The sequence below is a fragment of the Petroclostridium xylanilyticum genome (genome assembly GCF_002252565.1).
GTDB classification, from domain to species: domain Bacteria; phylum Bacillota; class Clostridia; order SK-Y3; family SK-Y3; genus Petroclostridium; species Petroclostridium xylanilyticum.
Genome location: NZ_NPML01000019.1, coordinates 34,953 through 47,654 on the forward strand (window position 1 = coordinate 34,953; position 12,702 = coordinate 47,654).

General features: G+C 48.4%; 15 protein-coding genes. All 15 read right to left on the reverse strand.

Annotated features, from left to right (window positions below; all coding sequences use genetic code 11):
* Positions 1–9: 9 nt before the first annotated feature.
* Positions 10–1,212, reverse strand: a complete 1,203-nt coding sequence (locus tag CIB29_RS12425; RefSeq protein WP_094550158.1) for a phage major capsid protein — start codon at positions 1,210–1,212, stop codon at positions 10–12.
* A 123-nt stretch (positions 1,213–1,335) separates the two neighbouring features.
* Positions 1,336–1,680, reverse strand: a complete 345-nt coding sequence (locus tag CIB29_RS19255; RefSeq protein ID WP_242965211.1) for a group II intron maturase-specific domain-containing protein — start codon at positions 1,678–1,680, stop codon at positions 1,336–1,338.
* Positions 1,681–1,835: 155 nt separating this feature from the next.
* A complete protein-coding gene (gene ltrA / locus CIB29_RS19260; protein WP_242965249.1) occupies positions 1,836–2,564 on the reverse strand; it encodes a group II intron reverse transcriptase/maturase in 729 nt (242 codons plus the stop codon).
* A 152-nt stretch (positions 2,565–2,716) separates the two neighbouring features.
* Complete coding sequence (locus tag CIB29_RS18600; protein WP_094550160.1) at positions 2,717–2,899, reverse strand: hypothetical protein; 183 nt, start codon at positions 2,897–2,899, stop codon at positions 2,717–2,719.
* A 395-nt stretch (positions 2,900–3,294) separates the two neighbouring features.
* Positions 3,295–4,044: a head maturation protease, ClpP-related gene (locus CIB29_RS12440; protein WP_094550162.1), complete on the reverse strand. Its 750-nt coding sequence runs from the start codon at positions 4,042–4,044 to the stop codon at positions 3,295–3,297.
* Positions 4,041–5,306, reverse strand: a complete 1,266-nt coding sequence (locus CIB29_RS12445; RefSeq protein WP_094550164.1) for a phage portal protein — start codon at positions 5,304–5,306, stop codon at positions 4,041–4,043. The genes CIB29_RS12440 and CIB29_RS12445 overlap by 4 nt, the downstream gene beginning before the upstream one ends.
* The gene (locus CIB29_RS12450) at positions 5,303–6,907 is read right to left on the reverse strand and encodes a terminase large subunit (RefSeq protein ID WP_198543909.1); all 1,605 of its coding nucleotides are present in this window, start codon (positions 6,905–6,907) and stop codon (positions 5,303–5,305) included. The genes CIB29_RS12445 and CIB29_RS12450 overlap by 4 nt, the downstream gene beginning before the upstream one ends.
* Positions 6,908–7,008: 101 nt before the next feature.
* Entirely contained in the window at positions 7,009–7,203 is a 195-nt protein-coding gene (locus CIB29_RS12455) for a DUF5049 domain-containing protein (protein ID WP_015051377.1), read from the reverse strand.
* Between the two features lie 3 nt (positions 7,204–7,206).
* Positions 7,207–7,674 carry a gamma-glutamylcyclotransferase family protein gene (locus CIB29_RS12460; protein ID WP_094550168.1) on the reverse strand — a complete coding sequence of 156 codons (468 nt, stop codon included), beginning with the start codon at positions 7,672–7,674 and terminating at the stop codon, positions 7,207–7,209.
* Positions 7,675–7,738: 64 nt separating this feature from the next.
* Positions 7,739–8,638 (reverse strand): amidoligase family protein, encoded by a 900-nt coding sequence (locus CIB29_RS12465; RefSeq protein ID WP_094550170.1) that lies wholly within the window; start codon positions 8,636–8,638, stop codon positions 7,739–7,741.
* 141 nt (positions 8,639–8,779) lie between these two features.
* A complete protein-coding gene (locus tag CIB29_RS12470) occupies positions 8,780–9,010 on the reverse strand; it encodes a DUF4314 domain-containing protein (RefSeq protein WP_094550172.1) in 231 nt (76 codons plus the stop codon).
* Positions 9,007–9,342, reverse strand: a complete 336-nt coding sequence (locus tag CIB29_RS12475) for a DUF6329 domain-containing protein (protein ID WP_094550174.1) — start codon at positions 9,340–9,342, stop codon at positions 9,007–9,009. The genes CIB29_RS12470 and CIB29_RS12475 overlap by 4 nt, the downstream gene beginning before the upstream one ends.
* The gene (locus CIB29_RS12480; protein WP_094550176.1) at positions 9,335–10,027 is read right to left on the reverse strand and encodes a virulence factor; all 693 of its coding nucleotides are present in this window, start codon (positions 10,025–10,027) and stop codon (positions 9,335–9,337) included. Before CIB29_RS12480 ends, CIB29_RS12475 begins: the two co-directional genes overlap by 8 nt.
* Positions 10,028–10,143: 116 nt before the next feature.
* A complete protein-coding gene (locus CIB29_RS12485; protein WP_094550178.1) occupies positions 10,144–11,397 on the reverse strand; it encodes a site-specific DNA-methyltransferase in 1,254 nt (417 codons plus the stop codon).
* Positions 11,398–11,402: 5 nt separating this feature from the next.
* Complete coding sequence (locus CIB29_RS12490; RefSeq protein WP_094550180.1) at positions 11,403–12,701, reverse strand: site-specific DNA-methyltransferase; 1,299 nt, start codon at positions 12,699–12,701, stop codon at positions 11,403–11,405.
* Position 12,702: the final 1 nt, after the last annotated feature.

Consider the following 12,702-nt stretch of genomic DNA (forward strand, 5'->3'; position numbering starts at 1 on the left):
CACCTCCCTTTATGACGCCTTCTGCTGTAGTATCTTAACTGCCTCGGCCAGCACCAGCTTTCCGTCCACGCGCTGGGTTGCCATGAAACCTACCTGCCCGGTAGCGGCATAAAGCTCGTTAAGGCGTTTGAAGACCCTGCCCTGGCGGTCTGCTACCCAATAGTAGGAAAAATCTCCGAACACGATCGTCTTGGCTCCGGCGGCAATGGCAGGCATGTAGGCCGATGTCCTGACCGGGCGGTTGAGGATGGTGTCCGGTGTTCCGGCGGCAACGGAAGGCTGCCAGAGATACTGACCGTTGTTGTCTTTAAGCTTCCTTATGGCCTTTATTGTAGCATCGTTCATAATGAATACAGCGTTCCTGCGATAAGGAGACTTTATGCTGTAGAACAAGTCCATGATCTCGTCAAGAGTAATGGCTGTCGCGCTTGCCGCGGTCACTCCCACCTCGCCGCCTCCGTTATTGGCCAAAATTCCCGTGGGCTTGCCGGAACCGTCGCCGACAAAAAAAGCTTCCTCCTCTTTGGCCCCGATACGGCGGGCGAACTCCCTGGCGATATACTGCTCAAGGTTGAATACGCTGTCATTTAAGAGTTCCTCGGACACCTTGATCATGGTCGCCAGCTTATATGCGCCGATGGATACCTGTGCAAAGGAGTCGTCGCTTTCCGGAATCTGACCTTCCTCATCCACCCAGGATGCAGTGCCCTTGCTTGCCACCACAGGAATTTTCTTGTCGCCGCTGGACGTGGTAATAACATTGGCAATCTGCCTAAAGATATTCTCCTCCTCCAGCGCTTCCACAAGAGTACGCTCAAAGTCATCGGGGACAAGATATCCACCTTCGGTGTCCTCTCCGATCTGCAGCGCGTTATGCACATCATATTTGCGCCTGCCGCGCATCATGTTCCAGAAAGACTGCCTGTACTCATCGCTGGCACGTCCGGTTTTTTCATTATTGCCAGATATGGAAGCGGGTTTGTCTGTAATGGGGATATTCAGCGGTTTTGACAGTTCCAGATCTATGGCAGCCTGACGCTCGAGCCGTTCGATTTCTTTGCCTAGTGCAATTACGTCGGCTTCCATTTTCTCATAAGTTGCGGTGTCCTCCGGTGAAAGCAGCCCGTCGTTCCCGCGTTTGCTGTCGAGAAAAGCCTTAGCAGCTTCCCATACTTTCGCGCGTTTCTCACGCAGTTCCAGTATTTTGCTCATAATCAAATCCTCCTTACGGTTTTAATCGAGTAAGGTAAAGCCGAAGTAATTTGCTTCGGCTTTATCCTTCTCACAGAACCGTACGTACGGGCCTCGTATACGGCTCCTGATAAATCTCAGTCACTATTGCTTATAATGATGCAAAATGCCGACATTATATTTTTCCAGGTTTATTAGTCCTAGTTCATCAAACCAGCTGTTCGGCAACGCCATGCTTATTAAAGGACTGGCTGAGTTTTTCCATGTGGTCATGGAAATTTTCTCAAATGTACCCTTGTAACCGCGTCTTCTTAGCATCTTGTGCAGTCCCTTCCAGGTTTTCCATTCCTTCATTTTCTTCATTCGCAGCCGGCGCCTTATCCATCCCATCAGTTCTTTGAATATTCCCTTACAGTTGGCTATCCGGAAGTAGTTTGCCCATCCCCGCAATACGGGATTTAGGAGTTTGACCATCTCCTCTACGTTCATTCCGTGATTTCTGGGAGTCATCTCCCGTATCTTTTTCTTGAAACTTTTCAGTTTCTTGGGGCTAATTGTCACGTGCTTGGAGTAGATTACGAAGCCAAGGTAGGCTACACCCTTTTGGTTGTCAGTTAGGTGGGTCTTTCCCTGTTGACTACTAGTTATAATTCCTTTTCCAAGAACTCTGTAGCTATCTGCTGATATTTCTTTGCTTCCTGGTAGGTCCGGGCAAAGAGCAGTATATCGTCCGCGTAGCGGACGATTCTTATGCCACGTTTCTTCATCTCCTGGTCGAATCTGTCCAGGTAGATATTTGTCAATAGGGGAGAGATAACTCCGCCTTGCGGGCTCCCCAAGTCTGTTTCTTCCCATGTTCCGTCTTTCATTACTCCAGCAGTCAGAAATTTCTTTATCAGTCTCAGGATACTTCCGTCACTGATTCTACGGTTGACTCCTTCCAGGATTAGTTCATGGTCCAGCCGGTCAAAGCATTTGGATAGGTCCATGTCGACGACATGATTCAGTCCGTATTTGTTTATGAACATTTCCGCCTTGGCTACTGCCTGGTGACAGGAGCGCCCAGGTCTGTATCCATAGCTTGATGGGTGAAAGTCGGGTTCAAAGATTGGTTGTAGGATGTTTAGGAGGGCTTGTTGGACTATCCGGTCCCTTACTGTGGGTATACCCAGCGGGCGTTTACTGCCGTCCGCTTTGGGTATTTCTACCCGCAGCACCCGTTGGGGTTCGTCAATGCCGGTTTTGTGTTCGTGTTGAAGTTGGCTTTGCCTTTCTTGCCGGTTTTGGCCGCGGGCTTCCACGGTCTCCCCGTCTACTCCGGGGGCGCCATTGTTGGCTTTAACGGCTTTGTATGCTTTTTCCAGGTTGTCCATCCGGTATACTTTGTCTATTAGGCTATACCATTTCTTCAATCACTTCACCCCATTTCGCTATGCTTCCTCTGTAGTTCAGGATTTCGCGCCGGTTCCTTCATGTGCTTTCCAGGCGTCTCTAGCTCATTGGCAATCTTACCTCTCCAGCCACTCTACTCCGGCTGAGCGGACGTACTGCCCAGCAGGTTCGTCACCCCCGGTTCAGCCGTTCCCTTTGGCCTTCCAGCCAAAGTTGTCTTCTCTTCCCGTCCTTTGTCTACTTTGGTTGCATTCTTTGATTTATCTTCCTCCCTTCGCAAGTACAGCTGCTTTTGGCTTGCTGTACCCCACTGCAACTGGGTGCAGTGTCCTCCCGGTTTTGTCCTCCGGTCTGTTACCAGCTTTCATTGGTCGAGAGTTTGTCACTACTACGGAGTCATCTGCCACCCCACATCACTTCGTCCCGCACTTGTGTTTCCACTTGTTTGGGCCTACCCTCTCTAAGGGATGATGCCGGGCTTCTCCGGTTAAGTTTACCTGCCTGAACCTGAACGCATCCGTCTTAACCCCTCAGGTTATCCAGCTTTCGGGCTTTCCCACTTTATGCAAGGTTACCCACCTGACGAGCCAACCTCGGTTCGCTTGCGCTATGTTCCAGATTCCCCCTTCAGCTTCCTTCAGACCTCACCGTTGGCCAGTGACGCCCTTGCTTACAGGTTGTCTTCCCGCTGGTTAGGCGACAGGGTTTCTTTCAACCCATCGGCTCAGTAAACATGCCGGACGAACATAAAAAAAGCCGCTTTTCAAGCGACTCAATCGGGGTTCCTTTTGGTTTTTCTTTTGGTTTAAGCTTTTGCAGGATGGAATTTGTCACTGCCTGCCTGCTGAAAATCATTCCTCCTGATACTTCAAATTCGGATGGGAAAGATTCATCCTCCATAAACAGAATGCCATCGGCAAAGCCAAGTTCCACCGCTTTTCTTGCGTTAAACCAGCTTTCCGCATCCATAAGGTGCGATATTTTTGTCCGGGAAAGTCCGGTTTTCAGCTCATAGGCGTTGATGATGGATTCCTTTATTTCCTCCAGCATTGCGATAGCTTTCTCCATTTCCTCTGTATCACCTATGGCTATTGTCATTGGGTTGTGGATCATCATCATGCTGACAGGTGACATAAAAACGTCGCCACCAGCCATGGCAATGACCGAAGCGGCGCTGGCCGCAATACCGTCAATTTTTACGGTTACTTTGCCTTTGTAATCCATCAGCATGTTGTAAATTTGATTGGCTGCAAATATATCGCCGCCCGGGCTGTTGATCCAGATCGTTATATCACCCTCTCCGGACAGCAGCTCTGATTTGAATTGTTTGGGGGTCACCTCGTCTCCCAGCCAGCTTTCCTCGGCAATAGGTCCGTCAAGATATAATGTCCGGCTGCCATCATCATTTTGTATCCAGTTCCAAAATCGGCGAACCGGCCTTGGTTTTTGTGACTTGTTCATCTTTTTGATCCCTCCGTTTCAACATTGGTTTTGCCTGCAAATGCTCCAGCATCGGCAAGCTTGGTCATATTACCGTTGACGAGATACAGGTCACCGCCCAACTCCTCTGGGATCCGGTTCATGTCCTCAAGCTCGCGGATATCGTTGGCGCTCATCCAGCCGTTCTGGCGGGCTACAGCATAGCCATTCATGCGGCTTGCATAATCCCCGCGCAGAAGGCCATCTACATTGAATTTGACAAAGTATGTCCGCTTCTCCGACGGTAAAAGCAGCGCTTTTTGGAGAGCCTGTTCCCAGCGCACCACCCACGGGTCAAGCGTGTATTTGACAAATTCCAGAGACTGCTGCTCGATGTTTGAAAAGCTTGATTTTTCGAGGTCTCCTACCATATGGGGAGGCACGCGGAATATCCGAGCAATTTCGTTTATCTGAAATTTCCTTGTCTCCAAAAACTGTGCTTGTTCGGGCGGAATGCCAATTGGCTGAAACTTCATACCCTCTTCCAGAACTGCAATGCGGTGAGCGTTGGCACTGCCTTGATAGACAGCGTTCCAGCTTTCACGCACTTTTGCCGGATCCTTTAATACGCCGGGATGTTCCAGAACGCCACCCGGATTTGCACCGTTGGCGAAGAAGGACGCACCGTACTCCTCGCAGGCGATGGCCATGCCTATGGCGTTCTTGGCCATCGCAATAGGGGAGTATCCGATCAGCCCGTCAAAACCGAGTCCCGGGATGTGAAGCACCTCGTCACTTCGCAGGTATATAAGGCCTGCTTTTGGATTAACCTTGCTCTCATCGCTGTCCCGCCGGTAGGTGTAGTACAGTTCTCCGTTTGGAGCCCTGTCTACCGTCATTTTGTTTGGCAAAAGAGGATAAAGCGCCAGCACTCGTCCGGAACCGTCCCTGATAATCTGAGCGTAAGCATTTCCCCATAAAAGAAGATGACTCATCAGCGTTTCTCGGAACACGAATGAAGTCATCTCAGGATTTGGTTCGTCATGGAGCAGGTAATATAGCGGGTGGGTTAGCGCTTTTTCTTTGCCACCGTCTCCCTTGTACCGGTACACATGAAGCGGAAGTCCAGCGATGGCCTCGGCCAGTATCCTTACACAGGCATACACTGCCGTTGTCTGCATGGCTGTCCGCTCATTGACAGTCTTTCCGCTGGATGTACCACCAAAGAAAAAGCTGTATGCATTGCCGAACAAGCTGTTTTTCGGCTTATCCCTTGCTTTGAATAAGCGGGAAAATACACTCATATGATCAGCAGCCCCCTTTCATCATAAATTGATCCGTTGCGGTCATCTCCTCCATGCCTTAAAGCGCGGTCAAGCGCCATAATAAGCGCAACAGCGCCGTCTATTCTCTCGCTGGACTTTTCTTTATCAGGCTTTATGTTTCCGGCCGGATCGGTTTTGACAAAGATATTGTCCATCATCCATCTGAGCACCGGATGCCCGCCATGGGCGATGCGCTCCTCCAAAGTCAGCTTCATCAGCTCTTTTGTGGGCGGCGACATGTCCTTGAAGCCCTGACCGAAGGGAACAACCGTAAAGCCCATGCTTTCTAGGTTCTGCGTCATCTGCACCGCGCCCCAGCGGTCGAAGGCGATTTCTCTGATATTGTATTTCATGCCAAGCTCCTCAATAAAAGTCTCGATGAAACCATAATGAACCACATTACCCTCAGTGGTGTATAAAAAGCCCTGCCGCTCCCAAACATCATATGGCACATGATCCCGCCGCACACGCTGGTCGATATTGTCCTCTGGAATCCAGAAGAAAGGCAGGATCTGATATTTGTCCGATTCATCCAGCGGCGGAAACACCAGTACAAAGGCGGTAATATCGGTGGTGGATGACAGGTCAAGCCCGCCGTAGCAGATGCGACCGCGCAAGCTTTCCGCATCGACGGGGAAGGCGCACCTGTCCCATTTGTCCATAGGCATCCAGCGCACCGATTGCTTCACCCACTGATTTAAGCGGAGCTGACGGAATAAATTTTCCTCTGCGGGGTTTTGCTTGGCATTTTCACAAGCCACCCTCAGTTTTTCGATGTCCACTGTAATGCCTAATGACGGATTGACCTTTCTCCACACCTTTTCACTTGTCCAGTTGTCAGTATCGGCTGCGCTGTAGATAACAGGGTAGAAAGTCGGATCTATCTTACGCCCCTGCAGGATATCCTCTGCCTTTTGATGCACTTCCCAGCAGATGGAGTTCCTGTCTGTACCTGCCGTCGTGATCAGGAAAAACAGCGGCTGCTTCCTTGCATCGCCGGATCCGTGTAGCATTACATCATAAAGATCCCGATTTGGCTGGGCATGAAGTTCGTCAAAAACCACACCATGGACATTTAAACCATGCTTCGTGTATGCCTCCGCTGAAAGCACCTGATAAAAACTGCCTAGCGGTTTATATACCAGCCGCTTCTGCGACAGCATCGGTTTAATCCGGGACTTTAATGCCGGACACTGTTCCACCATGTCTACAGCAACGTCGAAAACAATGGATGCCTGCTGACGGTCAGACGCACACCCATAAACCTCGCCGCCATGCTCGAAATCGCCGCAGGTCAGGTATAGAGCAATTGCCGCCGCAAGCTCGCTCTTCCCCTGCTTTTTTGGGATTTCTACATAGGCGGTGTTGAACTGCCGGTATCCGTTCGGTTTCAAGACGCCGAATATATCCCGGACAATCTGCTCCTGCCAGTCAATGAGTTCAAAAGGCATCCCATACCATTCGCCCTTGGTATGCTTCAAGCAGTTTATAAAAGTAACAGCGGCATCCGCCGCTTCCTTGTCGTATCGGGAACCTTCGGCCATAAACTTTGTTGGTTTATACCGTTTTAACTTCCGCAGCTTTGCCGCCTCCTTTCTAAAATTGAACAAGAAAAAAGGAACCTCATGGATGAAGTTCCTCTCATTAGTGGATTTCTATGAAGCCTGTTACGTTATTAACGTTATCGTTTGCCTGTCAGGATAAACTCGGCATATTCTTTCTTATGTTCATTAAGAAATACCACCAATTCATAAAAACCCTTTTTATATGCCTCCTCCTGCACTCTTGGCAAGTCAAACATATTGCAGGCACCGCTGTCCCGTATGGCCATAATTTGCCGATAAATCTTATCAGTTATCAGATTTTCGTTACCCATGTCCTACACCTCAGACTTCTCTGCCGCTGAAACTGAATCGCGTACCGCTTTATTGAGAACTGAAATATCAAAACCCGCGTCTATATATCCCTGCCGAATCACCTCGTAATAGTAACGACCCGGTGCTCCCAGTGGTCTGCCTTCATTCATGATATACACCATTGCGGACACCCACTGCCCTTTGAAACGCACCTTAACTGTTTCTTTCCTGTATAGATGCGGATAACCTTCATATCGGTCCAGCGCTTCCTCGTCATTAGGCATGATTCTCCAAAGCAGTATCGGTACACTTTCACCTTTTTGTTTTTCTATTGTCGCTACTGCGCCGCCATTCCCTCCTCTGAATAACAGCCGGTATCCTGTGAGTTTTGCACTCCCCAGCACTTTTGCCGTTGGGCAGCGGTATGCCATCTGCCTTAAATTCAGATTGCTTCCGTATGCTAAATATATTGTTCCTTTTTCTTCGCTCATCATATCATCCTCCTTGTGTTTACCGCAGGCTAGGGGCGGCTCTGCGCCCCCAGCGCCCGGTTATCTATGCTGCCCGAAACCGCCATGCCGCGTTGCCATCGAGATGTTTGCAAAGGTGCTCCCGGCAGTTTTTGAACTCGTCGCCGATAAGCCCTATGCGGTTGAGGTATGTCCGCATGGCAAATTTCTCGTTTTCAACCTGCGGTTTCTTGCTGGAAGCACATTTTTGGGTTAATGCTTGATGGTTTAGCGCAAGGGCAAGCACTATGTAGCTTCTGATTTTTCCCGCATGAAGTTCGCTGTTAAATCCTCGAAGCTCAATCGTCCTATTGCCGTTAAAAAAGCTGTGCAGGTTCAAAAAATGGTACCTGCTGTTGTGGTAATGAGTGCTTCGGCTTTCGCTGTAACCTTCGTACCATATACTTTCAATCGCCGCCATAGTTTTGGGCTTACGCCGGTTCATCTTCTCAACCAGTGCTGCATCCATCTTTTTGCAAAACCGCATCCTGTCCGGTGCTATCTGCAATGCTTTATAGAAAAGGTCATTCTTGCTGGCTATAATGTTGATAAAATTGCGGATGCTTCGCGGCGTGTGATTTGCCCCGTCTATGTGGATATGGATTCCGCAGCTTGTGTTTGCAAAACCTCCAGCCTTGCGAAGCCTCCTTATCAATTCCTGCAGGATTTCAATATCCTCGCGGTACGTCAGTATCGGACTTACCAACTCGACACTATATTCCCGGCCTGCCGCTACAATCCGGCCGCTTTCCTTTTTCTGAGTCCGGATGCTCCCGTCGCTCATGAATTTCCATATCCGTCCATCCGGTGCTATAACCTTTTGGGTATCGTAATAATCTCCACTGGATTCAATCCTTCCTCCAAGAAAAGCTGCTGCAGTTTTGGACGCCTGTTTCCTTGTAATCCCCGTCAATTCTACCTCGATTCCAAATCTCGTTGTAAGCATTGCGTTTTCTCCTCGCTTTCTCTGTGTTTTCTGCCTTTTGGCAGTGTACATTAGGCCATTGAAAACACAGGATAGCAAGGCAATTCTGCATGAGTTTCCGCTGGATTTTGGACGATTTTTCGCATCTTAATTTGAGAACATTTACAGCTTTTTGATCATATCTACACCATAAGCTGCACCCAGAGAAGAACCGCAGTCCCAGTTGATATGAATGGTACCGATATCGTCCACAAAAGAAACTGTACCTCGGTCTCCCGGTTTCAGCATAGAGTACGGATCATCCATGCATATAAGCTCAACTCGTGTTCCCGGCGGATATTGCTCTTTAAGGCGGAGGACTGTTTCTTTTGAAGGAAAGCCTCTTACACTCATTGCTCGTCCTCCTCTCCAGGATAATATGCAGCGTACTTTGGATAATCACTACCGTCCGGCATTACCAGCACTCCGTCAGGCTGTCCCCGTTGCTTAACCAGCAAGCAAAGCCACACTCCATCCTCATTAATGTGACAAAACCCTTTGTTTTCCTCAATAAATGTGCGGTCAACGCACAGGTCGGCAACGAAGTTATCATAGTCAATTTTTGAAAGCTCAATTGTTTTTACAACTGTAAATCGTTTCCTCATATCATGCCGATGCGGCACTTTTAGATCCTCAATCCTAAACGGATGCTTGACAAAGAAAGCAGTGCTATGAAAATTATTCATTTTCGTCCACCGCCTTTGCTCTGCCTTTCCGGTACGCCCCGTTTCCAACCAGTCTTGAAAGCAGCACCTTGCGTTCAGTTTTGAAGTTATCACCTATAAATCCCAGCCTAAGCAGGAAACAGCGAAAAGCATATTTTTCATTATCTGCTGGTTTTTCGTTGCGCAGCACTCGCTTCTGTGCTTTTGCCTGTTCTGCCATTTGCTTTGCCAGCGTTATATATGTCTGCACCTCATCGGCATTTAGGGTCGCGTTCCAGAAAGAGAAGGAAATCTCATCATTTTCAGTTAATACTTCAAGTTCCCGTTCAATCGACATCGCTTTCTTTATCAATGTCTCTTTGCTGGCCAGCATATTATTAAGGTTTTCAAGGCTTATCTCGCTAAAGCCCTCCAAAAAAAGAGTAATTGTCATGGTTCCCTCTGCTGATAAGCCCGCCATATTCAGCGCGTCAATAACGGGACGGATGCTTTTGATTTCATTAAGACTGATTTTCGGTGAGTGAACCACACTGTCCCTGTCAACCGTCCAGCTGCCAGCGGATTTCTCGTCGTTAACCTCATACATAAACCCCGGTGCTCCAGTATAGCGCACCTGGCCTTCAAGGGCTTCAGCTATGACTGAGGCAATGGCTTTTCTCTCCTGACCGACAACCTTCTGTGAAAAGCGAAAGCTGTTATTGTTCATGCCATACACCTCCCCTCAAACAAGCTAAAGCATTTCTGATTCCCATAAAAAATCCCACCTTTCCTTTTTGGTGGGGTACATTAACGCTCTGTTTTGAGGGGAAAGCAAGGACATTTTTAAGCAATCTGTGTTTCCGCGTAAGGTATTTTTTCGCTACCTGACACCAAGAATACTGAATCTGCTCCAAATTGTGAAACATAGCGCTTTACAATCACATCGCAGTATTTCGGGTCAAGCTCCATCATAAAACAAACCCGCCCGGTCTGCTGCGCCGCAATCATTGTCGTACCGGATCCACCGAACAGGTCAAGGGCTAAATCTCCAGTATGGGAACTGTTGAGCATTGCCTTTGCTACAAGCGAAACCGGCTTCATGGTGGGGTGCTCCTCCGATACTTTAGGACGGGGGATCTCCCAAACATCTGACTGTTTTCGGTCTTTAAGCGGGCAAAGTCGCGTCCCTTCAAGCCAGCCGTACCAAATCGGCTCGTACTGGGTATGATAGTCCTTTCTGGATAATACAAGGCTGTCCTTTTTCCATATAATTGTGCTCGACCAGTGATACCCTACCTCACGCATGACGTTCATCAAACTGCCCCATTCCTGAGCACTCATTACCACATAGGTCATGCATCCGGCTTCAGAAACCTCTTTCATGCAATTAAAAGTGCGCAATAAAAAAGCGCCGAATTCTTCGGTGCTCATCTTGTCATTTAGAATTTGCCTTGGCTTCCAGCTCGGATGCTTGGTATCTGAACCATAATCCACGTTCCAAGGCGGGTCAGTGAAAACAAACCTCGCCTTTTGGCCAGCCATCAGTTTTTGCACATCTGAAAGCAGGGTGCTATCACCGCACATCAGCCGGTGGTCGCCAAGCATCCATATATCGCCCTTTTTGGTAACCGGAGCTTTAATCTCTGCTGCTGCCTTTTCTGCATCGAAATTATCCTCTTTGACATTTGTGGTTGTTTTATCGCGGAACAACTCATCGATTTCCGCGGCATCAAACCCGGTAAGAGAAATGTCAAAGCCATCTTCATTCAAGCCCATTAGCAGATCGGTCAAAAGCGGAATATCAAACTCGCCGCTGATTTTATTCAAAGCGACATTGAGCGCCTTTTCCCGCTGATCATCCAAATCAACCACAACGCAGTCGATCTCCTGATACCCCAAAGCTGTTAGTACTTTATACCGCTGATGTCCGCCGACAATATTCCCGGTTCGTTTGTTCCATATGACCGGCTCTACATATCCAAACTCTTCAATGGATCGGCGTAGTTTTTCATATTCAGGGTCGCCCGGCTTTAAGTCCTTCCGCGGGTTATATTTCGAAAGTTTTAATTTTTCTGCTGGTATTTTCAGTATATCCATAAATCTTAACCCTCCAGTTTGATGGCTTTTTCACCGGTGAATTCCTCCCAGCGCTTAACAGCTAAATCACAGTAAATAGGGGATAACTCCATCGCATAGCATTTACGCTCAGTCTGTTCAGCCGCAATTATAGTGGTTCCGCTGCCGGAGAACGGTTCAAGCACAATACCGCCCTTATCGCTGTGCATTTTGATGCACCGCCATGGAAGCTCCACAGGAAACATTGCCGGATGTTCCTTGTTTGCCCGGACAGTCGTCATCTCCCATATGCCAGCATAGCCCCATTTCTTGCGTTCTTCCTTTGTAAGCCGTTTCACAAATTTATAACTGTGTCCCGCAAAGGCTGAAAGCCATACATATTCCTGATCGTTATATTCCTCAACTTCTCCTTTATTGCTGAAGGCCGAAATATACTCATACTGCTGAACCGGCTTGTTTGAAACAAGGTGATAAGGGCCTACACCAAAGTTCTGCCCTTGTTTCTTCCAAATGCGGATCCAGATAGGTCGGTAGCCGTTGTCCAAAAACATATTCACGCTGTACACGCTGGTTGGTTCAATAAACTGGGAGCCGGTTGCATATAAATCACCTAAATTCCAGCAGACAATATCTGCATACCTGCACAAATTTCTAATCACTGGGCGTACTGTTTCAAACCATGGCTCAATCCCGGCTTTTTCATATTCTTTACCTACCCCATATGGTGGGGAAGTCACTGCCATCTGTGCGTGACATCCGTCCATTAACTTCTCAAAATCCTCATCCTTCGTAGAGTCGCCGCACATCAAACGATGATTCCCAAGAAGCCAGATATCGCCCCGCTTCGTTACCGGCTCGTGCTGCATGATTTCCTCATGCGCTTTATCTATGTCAAAGCTGTCTTGTACCGCCTCTTTGGAATACCATCGGTTAAGCAGTTCGTCTATTTCAGAAGCGTCAAACCCTGTAAGCGAAACATCAAATGCACCTGCGTCCAACTCAGCCATTAGCTCGGCCAGTTTATTCTCGTCCCACTCTCCCTGAATCTTATTGAGGGCAAGATTAAGCGCTTTTTCTCTCTGCGGGTCAAGATCTACAACGACGCAGTCTATCTCAGTCTGTCCCAAGTCCAGCAAAACCTTTAAGCGTTGATGCCCGCCTACCACATTACCTGTCTTTTGGTTCCAGATAACAGGCTCCACATAGCCAAATTCCTCTATTGACCGTTTCAGCTTTTCATATTCCTTATCGCCGGGTTTTAAATCCTTGCGCGGATTGTAGACGGCGGGATTTAACAGCTCGGCTCTGATTTTCTGTATGTTCAAA